We start from the raw sequence: 14628 nt of genomic DNA, 5'->3' as shown, positions 1-14628 counted from the left end.
CTACCCGCCCGCGATCTCTCGCAACGCTGCCGTGTGTCGCTCGAAGGCCTGCGCGCCCGTCGCTGTCAGTGTGACCCACACTGTGTCCTTCGCTCTGCTCGACCCATACTCGCGAAAACGGGTGACGTAGCCGTGCTCCTCCAGCGTGGCCAACTGCTTGGACAGTGCGGAGTCTGACAAGTCTGCCTCGTCCTTTAGGGCGCTAAAGCGCATCTCAAAGCGGGACGATTGCTTTTCGACGGCACCCCCATGAAACAGCGCCGCACAAATCTTCAACCTGGCTAACGGGTGAATAACGGGGTCGATGGCTGGCTCACTCATCGGTTTTTCTCCCAGTAGTAACCGGTGACGATAATGACAGCTGCGGAGAGGACGCCCGCGATAGTCGCGCCAGCGACGCTACCTTCGGGGGCGAGCCAGATGATTGGCATGAAGATCAGTGGCATCAGGACGGATCCCCAATTCGTCTCGGGGTCTTCCTGGATCGGCTGCTTCATGCTTGGGCGCACGTTGCGGTTGTGATCTCGCACGGTGATGGCGATGCAGGCGATGATAATGACCGCAAACAATGCCCACCAGTACGTCCACCGCAGGATCAGGCCAGCAGCAGTGACTCCGAACAGGGTGCCGAGAATGACATAAGCCCACAGGGGTGTGGGCTTATGTTGCGCGTCGCGCTCGAGCGCGTCGATCTGCTCGAGGGTGGCGCGGGCCTCTTCCTTCGAGATGCTGTTGTTTTCCATAGGCGCAAGTATGTCACTTGCCGGTGTGGAAAGCAAGGGTTAAATCTCGTGCATCTCCTGGTGCTTGGTCTCCGGGGAGGAAATGATCGCCCAGAGGGAAATCGCAGTGACGACGACCAGGTAGATGCCCACAGCCTGCGGGCCATACTTCGCGTTCAGTGCCGTCGCAATGAAGGGGGCGATAGCCGCACCCAGGATGGAGGACACGTTGTACGCGATACCCGAGCCGGTGTAGCGCACATTCGACGGGAACAACTCCGGCAAGATCGCAGACATCGGGCCGAAGATGAAGCCCATCAACACCATGCCGATGAACAAGAAGATGCCCAGGGAAACCATGGTGAACGTCTCCGGATTCAGCAGCCACTTGAAGCTCAGGCCGTAGACGATGATCGCAACCGAGGTCAGACCCAGCACCGGGCGACGGCCGTAGACATCCGACCAATGCGCCGCAATCGGGATGCCAGCGATGAACCCGAAGATGCACACCAGCTGCAGCTTCAGGAACGTCGGGTACGCAATACCCAGGCCAACGCCCTCTTCCGCCGAACCAATTCCGTAGGAGAGGAACCAAGTGGTCACGATGTAGAACAGCGTGTAGCAACCGACCATGACAAACGTGCCCTGGATCAGCGGCTTCCAAGCGGTCTTGAATACCTCCGCCAGTGGGGAAGCGGCCTTCTGGTTGTTCTGCTCCACCTGCTGGAACACCGGAGTCTCCTCAACCTGCAGGCGAACCCACAGGCCGATGATGACCATCACGATGGACAGCAGGAACGGAATGCGCCAGCCCCAGCGCATGAACGCGCCCTCGAAGTCGCCAGTGGTGTGGCCCAGCACGGTGACCAGGATGAGGAACAGGCCGTTGGCCAGCAGGAAGCCGAACGGCGCGCCGAGCTGCGGCCACATGCCCGCCCAGGCGCGGCGGCCCTTAGCTGCTGTTTCTGTGGACAGCAGGGCTGCGCCGGACCACTCGCCGCCCAGGCCGAGGCCCTGGCAGAAGCGCATCAGTGCCAGCAGCGCCGGCGCCCAGATACCGGCTTGGGCATAGGTGGGCAGCAGGCCGATAACAAAGGTGGCGATGCCCATCGTCAGCAGCGCGCCGACCAGGGTCGCCTTACGCCCAACCTTGTCGCCGAAGTGGCCGAACAGTACTGAACCCAGCGGACGGGCAATAAACGCCAAGCCGAACGTGGCAAACGACGACAGCAGCGCAACCGTGCTCGATTCCGACTTGGGGAAGAAGAGGAACGGAAATACCGCGACGGCTGCGGTGGCGTAGGCGTAGAAGTCGTAAAACTCAATCGTCGTGCCAATTGTCGACGCAAGGCGGACCCGGTTTCGCTCCTGTGGCGTTGTCTCCCGGATGGCAGCAGGGGCCGCTTGTGGGGCAGGGGGTTGATGCTCGACGCTGGTGGTCATCGCCCGTCCTTTCATTCCATTGTGTGAAACTGCTGTGTCGCAGAATGGAAGAAACTGTATCACGCTATGGGACGCGTATCCCAAAAATGGGTGAAGTGTGGTCTGCTGAGGCCAAACGACACATCCAACACGGCATATATCGCTGAAAATCAGCGGAGTATGCCGTGTTCCATGTGCCGTTTAGCTTTGCGGCACGCCTCTTTCCCCGCACATGGTGAGAACGCATTGGTGAAGACGGCCAAAAATCGGCATCTTCACCAATGCGTTCTCACCAAGTACGCGGCGCGCCCCTCATCCCAACCCCCAGAAACACAAAGCGCCCCCAGCAGGATTCGAACCCGCGACCAGCCGGGTAGAAACCGGATGCTCTAATCCACTGAGCTATGGGGGCAGTGCGAATGATTGTAGTTATGGCCGTTTCGCGGGCGAAAGTAGGGTATGCAGCATGACTGAGACTGCCCGAAAGCCTGCTGTTGTTTCCGCTTGGCCGCTCTATCTTGCGGCGCTCGCTGCGGCCGCGGTGGTCGCGGGTGCGGTGGCGCAGTCGTTCTCTGGTGGGTCGCTGGCGGCGCTCGGTATTCCGGACCCCGGCGTGACCACCACGTTTGGTTTGCCGGCGCTGCGCGGTGTGGCGTGGATCCTTATGGCGTTGGCGGTGGGGTCGTTCATGCTGTCGTCATTCTTCATCCCGCCGCGCATGCAGGGGGAGGATCTCAACGGTGCGCAGTTGACGGTGGACGGGCACATCGCTTCGCGTACTGGTGCGCACGCGAGTGCGGGCATCGTGCTGATTGGGTTGTTGATGATTCCGCTGGTGCTGTCGGATGTGTCGGGCCAGCCGATGAAGACTGTCATGTTTGAGGCGGCCGCCTGGACGCAGGCCTTGGAGCAGGTGAAAGAGGCTCGCGTGTGGCTGATCGTCGCTGCGTTTGCGGCGGTGGTGGCCGTCGGTGGCTACATCGCGACGAGTTGGTGGTCGCAGGTTGCGCTGTTCATCGGCGCGATTGTGGTGGTCATGCCGATCGGTCTGACTGGCCACTCGGCGACGGGCGGCTCCCACGACTTTGGCACTAACTCGCTCATTTGGCACCTTGTGGCCATGTTGTTGTGGGTTGGTGGTCTTATGGCGCTGGTAGCGCATGCTTTACGACGAGGCCCTCACCTCACCGAAGCCTCCCGCCGCTACTCCATGGTCGCCCTGTTTTCCATTCTGGCTATGGCGCTTTCCGGTGTGATTAACGCGCTGGTGCGCGTGCGTATTAGTGAGTTGACGGAGTACAGCTACGGCATCGTGCTGATCGTGAAGACGGTGGCGATTATGCTGCTCGGCATCATTGGTTACGCCCACCGCGAGCGCACCATCCCGCTGTTGGACAGCCAGCCGAAGGCGTTTGCCCGCCTCGGAGCGGTGGAAGTCCTGATCATGGCTGCGGTCTCCGGCCTTGCGGTCACCCTTGGCCGCACGCCGCCCCCGCCGCCGCTGGACCCGAACCTCACCCGCATGCAGGTGAAGATGGGGTACAACCTTTCTGAACAGATCTCCTGGACCAACTGGATCACTCTGTGGCGCCCCGAGCTGCTGTTTAGCGTCATTGCGATTCTTCTGGCCGTCTACTACCTGCGCCTGGTGCGCCGCGTGGACGGGTGGAAGACGTCACGGACGGTGTGGTGGTTGCTTGGGTGTGTGACGGTCGTCGTCACGCTGAGTTCTGGGTTGGGCATGCACATGCCGGCGTCGTATTCGGTGCACATGTCCGTCCACATGATTCTGTCCATGGGCGTGCCAGTGTTCCTGGTGCTGGGCGCACCGCTGACGCTGATCGGCAAGGCGTATCCGGCAGGCGAGTTCAACCCGCGCATGTGGGTGGAGAGCTTCCAGCGCTCGAAGTTCTTGCGCATGGTCACGTTCCCGCCGGTGTCCACCATTCAGTTTCTGGTGTTTTTCTACGCCATGTATGTGTTCGTCCCGTTCTACGAACTGATGATTTCCGAGCACGCCGGCCACGTCATCATGAACGCCGTCTTCATGGTGTCCGGATACTTCTACTTCTGGGAGCTGATCGGCCCCGACCACATTGAGGGCCGCGCCACCGCGAAAACGCGCCTGGCCTGGTTGTGGGTATCCATGCCGTTCCACCTGTTCATGGGTGTTTACCTCATGCAACTCGGCGTGGTTATGGGCGAGGACTTCTACAACAACCTCGAACTGCCGTGGAACCCTGACCTGGCGCAGATTCAGAAGGAGGGCGGCGGCATCGCCTGGGCGTCTGGCTCCTTCCCGCTGCTGATCGTCTTCGGTGAGTTGTTCATGCAGTGGCTGCGCGAAGACCGCGCCGAGACGGAAGAGGCCGATCGTCGCGCGAAAGAGACCGATGACGAAGAATGGCGCCGCTACAACGAGATGCTCGCCCAGTACGGAAATCGCTCCTAGCAGCGGATTGTGGAATCTGGTTTCAAAGTTATCCACAGAAACGGCTTCCCCCTTTACCGGCTTTACAAATCGTGCGAACCTCGAAGTGTGCAGGGCGTTGCTTGACGACGACACCCCGCACACCATCATCCGCACTATGGAAAGGGGGGCTCTTCCATGAGCCAAAACACCATCCGCCTTATTGGCAATCTGACCGACGATCCGAAACTTGTGTTGTTCGCGAGTGGGGCGACGGTAACCAAGATGAGGCTGGCGTCGTCGAAAAGAAGGCGCGTCACCGACGACAACGGCAAAGAGGTCTGGGAAGACGTCGACCCGCTGTTCATCGACGTCGAATGCTGGGGGCAACTCGCCGTCAACTGTGGAGCGTCGCTGAAGAAGGGATTCCCCGTCATCGTCGACGGCTCGCTGGTCACCGACTTCTGGCAAGAAGGCGAAGGCAACAACGCCGTCACCCGCTCGAAGATCATGCTCAAGGCCCGCAACGTGGCCTTTGACATGAACCACTACCAGCTCAACTCGGCGCGCACCTCCAACTCCGGACACAGCCTCGACGGACACGACGCGGTACCTGTTATGGATGCCGAGGCCGTGTTCGAGCGGCTCACCGGCCAACCACCCAGCTTTGCCGACCCGGTCGACCCGGCCGAGCCGGTGGCCGCCGAAGCCGATGGGGGAGACAATGCTCTCGACGGAGCCCTCGACGGAGCCCTCGAGGGCACCGACGAGGCCCGCTACAGCGCCGAAGACCTCCGTGCTGCCAAGGCACCGTTCTAGGAGGGCGTCGTACTCAGCCACGTGATGTACCCTGATTGCGGTATTTAACGTCCGCATTCACCAACAAAAGGGGAAACGTAGTGGCTGAGTTCATCTACACGATGAAAAACGTCCGCAGGGCCATTGGCGAAAAAGTCATCCTGGACAACGTCACCATGGCCTTCTACCCAGGCGCCAAGATCGGCGTTGTGGGTCCGAACGGCGCCGGTAAATCGTCGCTGCTGAAGATCATGGCGGGCATCGACCAGCCAAACAACGGCGAAGCCTTCCTGCAGCCAGGAGCCACCGTTGGCATCCTGCTGCAGGAGCCGCCGCTCAACGAAGAAAAGACCGTCCGCGGCAACGTCGAAGAAGGCCTCGGCGAGCTGTTTGAAAAGAAGCAGCGCTTCGAGGAAATCGCCGAGGAAATGGCGACCAACTACTCCGACGAGCTCATGGAAGAAATGGGCAAGCTGCAAGAAGAACTCGACGCAGCCGATGCGTGGGAGATCGACTCCAAGATCGAGCAGGCCATGGAGGCTCTGCGCTGCCCGCCGTCTGATGCGCCGGTGACCAACCTGTCGGGTGGTGAGCGTCGTCGAGTAGCACTGGCGAAACTGCTGCTGAGCGAGCCGGACCTCCTGCTTCTCGACGAGCCCACCAACCACCTCGACGCCGAATCCGTCCTCTGGTTGGAGCGCCACCTGCAGACCTACCCGGGTGCCGTGCTGGCAATTACCCACGACCGCTACTTCCTGGACAACGTCGCAGAATGGATCTGTGAGGTCGACCGCGGCCAGCTCTACCCGTACGAAGGCAACTACTCCACCTACCTGGAGAAGAAGGCTGAGCGTCTCGAAGTTGCCGGCAAGAAGGACCAGAAGCTGCAGAAGCGCCTGAAGAAGGAACTCGAGTGGGTCCGTTCCTCGCCGAAGGCACGCCAAGCCAAGAACAAGGCACGTCTGGAGCGCTACGAAGAGATGGCAGCCGAGGCGGAGAAGTACCGCAAGCTCGACTTCGAAGAAATCCAGATCCCGACCCCGCCGCGCCTCGGCAGCAAGGTCGTCGAAGTGGAAAACCTGAACAAGGGCTTCGACGGACGCGTCCTGATCAAGGACCTGTCGTTCACCCTGCCGCGCAACGGCATCGTCGGCGTCATCGGCCCCAACGGTGTGGGTAAGTCCACCCTGTTCAAGACCATCGTTGGTCTGGAAGAGCCGGACTCCGGCAACGTGACCGTCGGCGAGACCGTCCAGATCTCCTACGTGGACCAGAACCGCGAAAACATCGACCCCGAAGAAACCGTGTGGGAAGTTGTCTCCGACGGCCTGGACTACATCCACGTCGGCCAGAACGAAATGCCATCGCGCGCCTACCTGTCCGCCTTCGGCTTCAAGGGCGCTGACCAGCAGAAGCCATCCAAGGTCCTCTCCGGCGGCGAGCGCAACCGCCTCAACCTGGCGCTGACGCTCAAGCAGGGCGGCAACCTGATCCTGCTCGATGAGCCCACCAACGACCTTGACGTCGAAACCCTGGGCTCCCTGGAAAACGCGCTGCAGGCCTTCCCGGGCTGCGCCGTGGTCATCTCGCACGACCGCTGGTTCCTCGACCGCACCTGTACCCACATCCTCGCGTGGGAAGGCAACGTCGAAGAAGGCAAGTGGTTCTGGTTCGAAGGCAACTTCGGCGACTACGAAAAGAACAAGGTCGAACGCCTCGGCGAGGAAGCCGCCAAGCCGTCGCGCGTCACCCACCGCAAGCTCACCCGTTAGGAGCAAACCCCATGGCAGAAATCCACGTGCACACCATTCCGGTGCGTTGGAGCGACTTTGACCGCTACGGTCACGTGACCAACTCGGCCTACGTCGAGTTGGCGCAGGAGGCGCGCCTGGCGTTCGCGGAGAAGTTCTTCTATTCCGAAGGCCACGAGTTCGTGGTGTTCGTGCGCCGGCTCGATGTGGACTACGTCCGTCCGATCCTGCCCAACACCACTGAAGTGACCGTGGAGACGCAGGTGGTCAACGTAGGCAATACCTCGTTTACCACCCGCCAGGAAATCAAGGACGCGCAGGGCAAAACCTGCGCAGTGGTGGAGTGTGTGCAGGTTACGGTGGATACTGCGACGACCTCGCCGCGCGAGATCACGAAGAAGGAGATCGGCATCCTGTCTAAGGCGGCCGACAACTAGGTGATCACCCTTGACATCGAATCTGGCGCGCGCGGCCTGACCACTCTGGTCGGCCGCGCCGTCGGCTTAGATTCACAGGCCTCCGCACGCTTCCAGGAGGTTGGCGGGGGTGCGCTCGACGTGTTCGTGACCACGCCCTTCGAGGCCATTGCTTCTCGACGAATCACCGGCACCACCTCCCACAACACCGGCACCGTCAGCGCCCGCGACTTGCTTGCCGCGCTGCAGTCCGGCTCGGTGGAGGTCGGGCCGGCGCGCGATACCGCCTGGCCCGGGGCGCTGCCACCCGCCACCGGATTCGTTGCGCGTGAGCAGGTGCCGGTTGGCGTGGCGCGTCGCCTTGCCGACGAAGGCCGCAACCTCGCCCGCCAATTCTCCGGACCAGCCGGCCCACCGAAATCCTTGCTGGACGGGATCGTGCTCACCGCAGACGCCGACAGCGACAACCCAGTGGAGATCCCCATGCGGATGATCTTCGCCTGCACCGCACTCGGGCTCATCCCCGGCTTCGAAGCACCCGCGGAGATCCCGCGTCACCTGCGCGTATCCAGCTGCGGGCGCTGGACCCGCCTAGACGCCCCCTTCGGATCCGTCTACCGCAACGCCGGACTCGGCCTGCTGTTCTAACGGGCCGCGCTTCGCTGGCGGCCCGGGCTGGGACTAATAGGCCCGCGGGCCCTGGTTGATCATCATGTACGCCACACGCTGCATGTGATTCCACATCTGGGCGCGGTACGGTTCGGGCAGCTCGTCGTCGTCAAACTGCTCCATCGACTTGCCCATCAACTCGAGCCAACGATCCGCCTCCGGCTCACCGATCGCGAAAGGGAAGTGGCGCTTGCGCAACATCGGGTTGCCGCGCTGCGCCTGATACTCGCGCGGGCCACCCCAATACTGGACGAGGAACCAACGCAGGCGGTTCTCCGCTCCTTCCCAATCCTGATCCGGGTACATCGGGCCGATGAGGTCATCTTCCTTGACCTGATCGTAAAACCCGCGGACAAGGCGGGTGAAGAATGGTTCGCCGCCGACGGCGTCGAAAAGCGTCTGCTCCTGCTTCGGGCTAATCTCCAACGTTTTCCTCCTGCTGTTTCACCAACACAGACTCCCGCGGCGTCAACACCACACCCTCGCGGTGCAACGCCGCCAAAATCCGCTGATTCAAATAACGCGCAACCGTCCACTGCATGCCAGGCATCGTCTGCACCTCCACGCGGAACGACATGTAATTCGGCGTCACTTCGCTCGGACCCAACATCCGCGGAGTGCCCATCACCAGCTCGGCGACATCCTTGTCCTGGCAGCCCGCAACAGCGGTCTCTTCGATCAAACGCGACACCTCATCCGGATTCACCATCAACGACACCGGCACCTGCACACGCGCGGTAGAGAAGCGGGCCGAGTGATTGCCAACCCGATCAATGTCGCCGTTGCGGATGTACCACAGCGCGCCGTCGATATCGCGAAGCGTGGTGATGCGAAGCGTCATCTCCTCAACATCACCCACAACATCGCCGACCTCAATCGTGTCACCCACCCCGAACTGATTCTCAATCAAAATCGCTACACCGGAGAAGAAATCCTTCACCAACGACTGCGCACCAAAACCAATCGCCACACCAACGACACCAGCCGACGCAATCAACGGCGCAACATTGACCCCCAACTGATCCAGCACCGCAAGCACCGCCCACGCCCAAATCACAATCGCAGCCACCGACCGGCCCACATTGGCCAGCGTCTTCATCCGCTGCTGACGACGCTTCTCCTGCGCACGAATCTGCTGCGCATCACGCCCCTCATACTTCAACACATTCGAGCGTTTAATTCCCTGGCGCGTCGCACGCCGAATAATGCCATTCGCCAGCCAATTCAGCACAATTGCAACCAGCAAAATGAGCACGATCTTCACCGGGCGCTCAATGAACAATTCATGCGTTTGCGGATTGTTCCACCACGACGCCACGCCCTCGACAGCTTGGTCAACCTTTTCAGAAGCATCTTGAGTATCCATCACCGCACGAGTGTACGCGCGATGCATAAAAATGACCGAGGGGTGTACCGCTTGGTCTAGTGTCTGTGCACATGACTGTCTACGGATTCACCACCAACGCCATCCACGCAGGCTACGAGCCCGACAGCCTCTACGGGCCAATCAACACCCCCATCTACGCCTCCACCACCTTCGCCCAAGACGGCCTCGCCGAACTCCGCGGCGGCTACGAATACACACGCGTGGGAAACCCCACCGTCACCGCCCTGGAAAAAGCCGTTGCGGCGCTTGAAAACGCCGACTTCGCCGTCGCCTACTCATCCGGCATGGCAGCTATCGACGTCGTCCTGCGCATCCTGCTCAAACCCGGCGACCACGTCGTCGTATCCAACGACGCCTACGGCGGCACCTACCGCCTCATCCAACAAGTCTTCACCCTCTGGGGTGTGGAAAACACCGTCGTCGACATGACCAACCCCACAGAGGTCGCCGCCGCCGTCCAAGACAACACCAAGGTCATCTGGGTGGAAACGCCGACAAACCCAATGCTGGACGTCGTCGACATCGAAGCAATCGCGGCAGTGAAGAAGCAGGCAGCGCTGGTCGTCGACAACACCTTCGCATCCCCCTACCTGCAAAAACCATTCGAACTCGGCGCCGACGTCGTCCTCCACTCAACGACGAAATACATCGGCGGCCACTCCGACGTCGTCGGCGGCATCGTCTGCGGACGCGACGACCGCGTCGAAAACTTCCACGAGCAGCTGCGCTTCTTCTTCGGCTGGGTCGGCGCCAACCCATCCCCGTTCGACACCTACCTCACCGGCCGCGGCCTGAAAACCCTCGCCGTGCGCATGGACCGCCACTGCGACAACGCCGAAGCCGTCGCCAAATACCTCGACGCCCAACCGCAAATTTCACGCGTGTGTTACCCGGGACTCGAAACACACCCGGGCCACGAGGTGGCGAAAAAACAGATGACCCGCTTCGGCGGCATGGTCTCCGTACTGTTCCAAACCACCGAGCAGGCCAAGACGTTCTGCAAGTCGACGAAACTGTTCTGCCTCGCCGAATCCCTCGGCGGCGTGGAAAGCCTGCTCGAGCACCCCGCCACCATGACCCACGTGTCCGTCGCCGGCTCCGCGCTCGAGGTGCCGGGGGAGTTAGTCCGAATTTCGGTGGGCATTGAGGACGAGGCCGACCTGATCGCCGACCTCGAACAAGCCCTCAAGCAGCTGTAGCGCCGCGTTAGTTCGCTGCTGCGTCGACCGCGCGGTTGCGCACAGCGCGTGCGGAGCGGTCCTGGCCTTCGGCGATAACACGCTTCAGGCCATTGGGGACGTCGCTGTTCAGCAGGGCGTTTGCCTTCTCAACAGCCTCTTGCGTGACGTCCCAACGCGGGTACATGCCCTCCAGGGTGCGCTGCGCCATCTCGTTGGTCAAACGGTCCCACAGGGCCGGCGCGGCGCGGAAGTACTCGTCGGTCAACCCCTCGAGCCCAGCGTCGGTGAAGGTGAGCCCGTCCATGAGGTAGCGGGCCTCGAGGTTGGTCAGGTCGTCGTTAATGAGCTTGTCCCAAGCCCAACGCTTATCGACGACCGCCTTCGCCCTCAACCGCGAAATCGCACCCTCCGACGTATCGTCCTGCTCCTCGTCAATGGCCTCCAACGGCAAGGCTTCAGCAGCGAGAAGGTTCGTGATCGCCAACCAACGAACCTCTTGGTTCTCGGAGGTCTCCAGCAAATCCTTGAAGTACTCAACCGTCTCCTCGGTCGGCTCCAGACGGGCAAGCGCACGGTCGAACACCGCCTTCGGCTCCTGGCCACGGAACGCCTCGTTCAACAGATCGAAGCCGGTGCGCCGCCACGCCGGATCCACGTAGCGCTTCACAGCCTCAGTAGCCTGAGCGGCGATCCGCTCCTGCATATCCGGGCCAACCTCACGCGCTACCAACTCCACATACTGACGAGCAGGCAGACGACCATCACGCACAGACTCCCACAGGGAAGACCACACCAACGTCTTCGCCAACGAATCCTCAATCTGGCCCAAGTGCTCCACGGCAAACTGCTGCTGCTCCGCATCGAGACCCATCAGGCAGTACGTGAGGTCGTCGTCGTTCACCAGGGCGAGATCGTGTTTCACGCCTGAAAATTCAGGAATCTCAGTGCGCTCGCCAGTGATATCGAGTTCGACTTGGTGGGTGCGCTGCACGGTGCCGTCGATAAGCGAATAAAGCCCCACGCGAACACGGTGATCGCGCAACACCGGCGACTCCTGCACCACGGTAAACGTGTCCGAAATCTCCGGGTAAAGACGCGACACACCGGTAGTACGCAGCCACTGCTCAGCCCAGTTCGACAAGTCGCGACCCGAAGCCTCCTCCAGCGCGCCGAGCAGATCATCAAACGTGGCATTGGAGTAAGCATGGTTATCGAAGTGCTTACGCACACCCGCGAAAAACTCCTCATAACCCACATACGCCTGCAACTGCTTCAACACAGACGCACCCTTGGCGTAAGTAATGCCGTCGAAATTCTGCTCCGCCGTCTCAATATCCGGCGCATCCGCAGCAATCGGGTGCGTCGACGGCAACTGATCCTGCGAATACGCCCACGCCTTCTCCACCGTGGCAAACGTCGTCCACGCCTCCGGATACTCACCGATACCCACCTGCGCCGTCGCCGCCGACCAAGTAGCAAACGACTCATTGAGCCACAGATCGTCCCACCACTCCATCGTGACAAGATCGCCGAACCACATATGCGCCATCTCATGCAGAATCGTATCGTTGCGACGCTCCAGACGATACGGCGTCGGCTCAGACGTGAAAATGTACTCATCGCGGTACGTCACACAACCAACGTGCTCCATCGCGCCCATGTTGTACTCCGGGCAAAACACCTGATCGTACTTGTCGCCAAACGGGTACTTGCGGCCGAAATTCGCGTGATAGAAATCGAAGCCGTCCTTCGTCTGACGGAACAGTCGCTCCGAATCCATATGCGGAATCAAACTGGCACGCGCGTACAGACCAAGCTCAATCGTGCGGCCATCACCCGCGTCGTACGTGTCGGTGACCTTCTCAAACTCACCCGCGCAAATCGCAACCAGGTATGTCGACAGCGGGTAATCAATCGTCGTGGTCCAAGTCGCGGTGCCATCACCGTTTTCCTCGCGTGAAACCGCCTCATTCAGAATCACCGTGTAACGCTCCGGCGCCTTCACACCCACCTTGTACGTCGCCTTCAAATCCGGCTGATCAAACGAGGCAAACACCTTCATCGCCATCGCCGGCTCAAACTGCGTGTACAGGTAGTCCTTGCCGTCCACCGGATCCGTGAACTTATGCAGACCCTCGCCCGTGCGGTTGTACGGCTCCGTCGACGTCACCCGCAGCTCGTGTGCACCAGCCGTCAGCGTGACTTCCTGGCCAGTCGGCTCCCCATCAAGCGTCGCCTCGAATGATTCCGCCACCAGGTCAAAGTGCGTCGTTCCCGCCTCGGAATCGAACTGGATTGTCGACACCGTCGTGAACGTGTCCTTGCCAGTGATATCCACCAGAATGTCGTAACGAACGTTGGAAATGAGCTTTGCGCGCAACTGCGCGTCTTCACGCGTGAGATTAGTCTTCATGTGACTCAGGCTACACGCGCTATTGTGGGCGGCATGAAAGAGCAAGTGACTTTTTGGTTTGATGTTTCCTGCCCGTTTTGCTGGTTGACTTCGCGTTGGATGAAGGAAGTGGAGAAAGTCCGCGATGTTGAGGTCGAGTGGGTGCCGATGTCGCTCTCCGTGCTCAACGACGGCCGTGACATCCCTGCCGACTATGCCGAGTTGATGAAGGCGAACTGGGGGCCCGCGCGTGTGTTCGCGAAAGTGAAGCAGGATGCCCCGGACAAGATCGACGCGCTGTACACGGCGATGGGCACGATCATCCACACTGGCGGCCAGGATCACAAGAAAGGTTTCGGCGCCTACGACAGTGTTATTGCGGAGGCGCTTGCCGAGGTCGGTTTGCCCGCGGAGTACGCGGATGTGGCGAATACCGACGAGGTTGATGAGGCCTTGCGCGGTTTTCACGCGTCGGCAATGGCTGAGGTTGGCGACGACGTCGGCACCCCCGTGGTCAAGCTCGGCGACAGTGCGTTTTTCGGCCCGGTGATCACGCGTGTGCCGGAGGGCGAGGATGCTGGGAAGTTGTTCGACCATGCGGTTGGTGTGGCAAGTTTCCCGTATTTCTTTGAGCTCAAGCGCAGCCGTACGGAAGCCCCGCAGGTACGCTAAGCCTTATGCGTATTTACCTTGGAGCAGATCACGCCGGTTTCGAGCGGAAGAATCAGATTAAGGCCCATCTTGAGGCGCAGGGTCATGAGGTGACTGACTGCGGCGCCCACGAGTACGACGCCGCGGATGACTACCCGGCGTTTTGCATCGCCGCAGCGGAGGCTGTTGTTGCGGATCCGGGTTCTCTGGGCATTGTGCTTGGTGGTTCGGGTAATGGTGAGCAGATTGCTGCGAATAAGGTCAAGGGTGCTCGTTGTGCGTTGGCGTGGTCGGAAGAGACCGCGAAACTGGCCCGCGAGCACAACAACGCGCAACTCATCGGCATCGGCGGGCGCATGCACACCGAGGAAGAGGCGCTCGCGATTGTTGATGCGTTTGTTTCCCAGCCGTGGAGTGAGGAGGAGCGTCATCAGCGTCGTATCGATATTCTCGCGGAGTACGAGCGCACTGGTGTCGCGCCGGAGGTTCCGTCTGCGAAGTAGTGTGTAGGCATGACGATTGGCCCGCTTTTTTGGCGGGCTTTTTCGTTATGTGAAGAGTTGTTGCATGGCTCCGGGCGGATGCTTCTCGACGACCGACCCTCCCGGCGATACCCACACCGGTATCCCATCGCGTATCTGTATTCGCCCGTAGCGGTTAACACGTGGGTCATCGTCGTTGCGCCCGTTATGAAACCGACATAACGGCACGAGGTTGGCCAGGTTGGTTTCCCCACCATGCCGCCAGGCGTGGATATGGTGCATGTCGCAATTGTCAGCTCCATGTCGACAATCCGGCACCGGACAGGTTGGCGACATCATCGATGCCA

Annotated in this window: 15 protein-coding genes and 1 tRNA gene; 8 read left to right on the top strand and 8 right to left on the bottom strand. The window is 60.8% G+C overall.

From position 1 onward, the window contains the following. From HMPREF2690_RS03685 to HMPREF2690_RS03670, 4 genes are all read right to left on the bottom strand, one after another. Window positions 1–321 (bottom strand): transcriptional regulator, encoded by a 321-nt coding sequence (locus tag HMPREF2690_RS03685; protein ID WP_070816490.1) that lies wholly within the window; start codon window positions 319–321, stop codon window positions 1–3. Beyond that, complete coding sequence (locus HMPREF2690_RS03680; RefSeq protein ID WP_070820218.1) at window positions 318–743, bottom strand: hypothetical protein; 426 nt, start codon at window positions 741–743, stop codon at window positions 318–320. Before HMPREF2690_RS03680 ends, HMPREF2690_RS03685 begins: the two co-directional genes overlap by 4 nt. A gap of 39 nt (window positions 744–782) precedes the next feature. Continuing rightward, window positions 783–2165 (bottom strand): MFS transporter, encoded by a 1383-nt coding sequence (locus HMPREF2690_RS03675; protein WP_083320304.1) that lies wholly within the window; start codon window positions 2163–2165, stop codon window positions 783–785. Window positions 2166–2482: 317 nt separating this feature from the next. Next, window positions 2483–2556, bottom strand: a tRNA-Arg gene (locus HMPREF2690_RS03670). A 54-nt stretch (window positions 2557–2610) separates the two neighbouring features. Here HMPREF2690_RS03670 and HMPREF2690_RS03665 point away from each other — a divergent pair. From HMPREF2690_RS03665 to HMPREF2690_RS03645, 5 genes are all read left to right on the top strand, one after another. After that, window positions 2611–4596 carry a bifunctional copper resistance protein CopD/cytochrome c oxidase assembly protein gene (locus HMPREF2690_RS03665; RefSeq protein WP_070820217.1) on the top strand — a complete coding sequence of 662 codons (1986 nt, stop codon included), beginning with the start codon at window positions 2611–2613 and terminating at the stop codon, window positions 4594–4596. Between the two features lie 156 nt (window positions 4597–4752). Continuing rightward, a complete protein-coding gene (locus HMPREF2690_RS03660; protein WP_070820216.1) occupies window positions 4753–5373 on the top strand; it encodes a single-stranded DNA-binding protein in 621 nt (206 codons plus the stop codon). Between the two features lie 80 nt (window positions 5374–5453). Then, window positions 5454–7124 (top strand): energy-dependent translational throttle protein EttA, encoded by a 1671-nt coding sequence (gene ettA, locus HMPREF2690_RS03655; RefSeq protein ID WP_070422571.1) that lies wholly within the window; start codon window positions 5454–5456, stop codon window positions 7122–7124. A gap of 11 nt (window positions 7125–7135) precedes the next feature. After that, window positions 7136–7540 carry an acyl-CoA thioesterase gene (locus HMPREF2690_RS03650; protein WP_070820215.1) on the top strand — a complete coding sequence of 135 codons (405 nt, stop codon included), beginning with the start codon at window positions 7136–7138 and terminating at the stop codon, window positions 7538–7540. Then, a complete protein-coding gene (locus HMPREF2690_RS03645) occupies window positions 7541–8167 on the top strand; it encodes a DUF8185 domain-containing protein (RefSeq protein WP_070820214.1) in 627 nt (208 codons plus the stop codon). It begins immediately after the preceding gene. A gap of 33 nt (window positions 8168–8200) precedes the next feature. On the opposite strand, the gene HMPREF2690_RS03640 is transcribed toward HMPREF2690_RS03645, so the two are convergent. After that, window positions 8201–8614, bottom strand: coding sequence for a globin (locus HMPREF2690_RS03640; protein WP_083284784.1), 414 nt, complete (start codon window positions 8612–8614; stop codon window positions 8201–8203). Next, window positions 8604–9554 carry a mechanosensitive ion channel family protein gene (locus HMPREF2690_RS03635; RefSeq protein WP_070820242.1) on the bottom strand — a complete coding sequence of 317 codons (951 nt, stop codon included), beginning with the start codon at window positions 9552–9554 and terminating at the stop codon, window positions 8604–8606. The genes HMPREF2690_RS03640 and HMPREF2690_RS03635 overlap by 11 nt, the downstream gene beginning before the upstream one ends. A gap of 71 nt (window positions 9555–9625) precedes the next feature. On the opposite strand from HMPREF2690_RS03635, the gene HMPREF2690_RS03630 reads away from it, so the two are divergent. After that, on the top strand, window positions 9626–10774 hold the full coding sequence (locus HMPREF2690_RS03630) for a cystathionine gamma-synthase (protein ID WP_070820213.1): 1149 nt from the start codon (window positions 9626–9628) through the stop codon (window positions 10772–10774). A 7-nt stretch (window positions 10775–10781) separates the two neighbouring features. On the opposite strand, the gene pepN is transcribed toward HMPREF2690_RS03630, so the two are convergent. Beyond that, complete coding sequence (pepN, locus tag HMPREF2690_RS03625; RefSeq protein ID WP_070820212.1) at window positions 10782–13169, bottom strand: aminopeptidase N; 2388 nt, start codon at window positions 13167–13169, stop codon at window positions 10782–10784. 33 nt (window positions 13170–13202) lie between these two features. Between pepN and HMPREF2690_RS03620 the strand changes: the two genes are divergently transcribed. Further along, complete coding sequence (locus HMPREF2690_RS03620; RefSeq protein ID WP_070451254.1) at window positions 13203–13820, top strand: mycothiol-dependent nitroreductase Rv2466c family protein; 618 nt, start codon at window positions 13203–13205, stop codon at window positions 13818–13820. 5 nt (window positions 13821–13825) lie between these two features. Continuing rightward, a complete protein-coding gene (locus HMPREF2690_RS03615) occupies window positions 13826–14302 on the top strand; it encodes a ribose-5-phosphate isomerase (protein ID WP_070451143.1) in 477 nt (158 codons plus the stop codon). A gap of 45 nt (window positions 14303–14347) precedes the next feature. Here the strand turns inward: HMPREF2690_RS03615 and HMPREF2690_RS11910 are convergent. Further along, window positions 14348–14628: HNH endonuclease signature motif containing protein (locus HMPREF2690_RS11910; RefSeq protein WP_141761199.1), on the bottom strand; the 281-nt coding region annotated here is incomplete at its 5' end.

Origin of the sequence: Corynebacterium sp. HMSC034E11, from assembly GCF_001835905.1 — a bacterium.
GTDB classification, from domain to species: Bacteria; Actinomycetota; Actinomycetes; order Mycobacteriales; family Mycobacteriaceae; genus Corynebacterium; species Corynebacterium coyleae.
Note: the sequence above shows the minus strand (reverse complement) of the source record. Positions and strands in the feature narration are given on the sequence as shown.

What these genes read in the sequence shown, in the direction of transcription:
- HMPREF2690_RS03675 (WP_083320304.1), bottom strand. Translation starts at nt 2,165, where the DNA reads ATGACCACCAGCGTCGAGCATCAACCCCCTGCCCCACAAGCGGCCCCT.
- HMPREF2690_RS03660 (WP_070820216.1), top strand. Translation starts at nt 4,753, where the DNA reads ATGAGCCAAAACACCATCCGCCTTATTGGCAATCTGACCGACGATCCG.
- HMPREF2690_RS03680 (WP_070820218.1), bottom strand. Translation starts at nt 743, where the DNA reads ATGGAAAACAACAGCATCTCGAAGGAAGAGGCCCGCGCCACCCTCGAG.
- HMPREF2690_RS03615 (WP_070451143.1), top strand. Translation starts at nt 13,826, where the DNA reads ATGCGTATTTACCTTGGAGCAGATCACGCCGGTTTCGAGCGGAAGAAT.
- pepN (WP_070820212.1), bottom strand. Translation starts at nt 13,169, where the DNA reads ATGAAGACTAATCTCACGCGTGAAGACGCGCAGTTGCGCGCAAAGCTC.
- HMPREF2690_RS03635 (WP_070820242.1), bottom strand. Translation starts at nt 9,554, where the DNA reads ATGGATACTCAAGATGCTTCTGAAAAGGTTGACCAAGCTGTCGAGGGC.
- HMPREF2690_RS03650 (WP_070820215.1), top strand. Translation starts at nt 7,136, where the DNA reads ATGGCAGAAATCCACGTGCACACCATTCCGGTGCGTTGGAGCGACTTT.
- HMPREF2690_RS03665 (WP_070820217.1), top strand. Translation starts at nt 2,611, where the DNA reads ATGACTGAGACTGCCCGAAAGCCTGCTGTTGTTTCCGCTTGGCCGCTC.
- HMPREF2690_RS03685 (WP_070816490.1), bottom strand. Translation starts at nt 321, where the DNA reads ATGAGTGAGCCAGCCATCGACCCCGTTATTCACCCGTTAGCCAGGTTG.
- HMPREF2690_RS03630 (WP_070820213.1), top strand. Translation starts at nt 9,626, where the DNA reads ATGACTGTCTACGGATTCACCACCAACGCCATCCACGCAGGCTACGAG.
- HMPREF2690_RS03620 (WP_070451254.1), top strand. Translation starts at nt 13,203, where the DNA reads ATGAAAGAGCAAGTGACTTTTTGGTTTGATGTTTCCTGCCCGTTTTGC.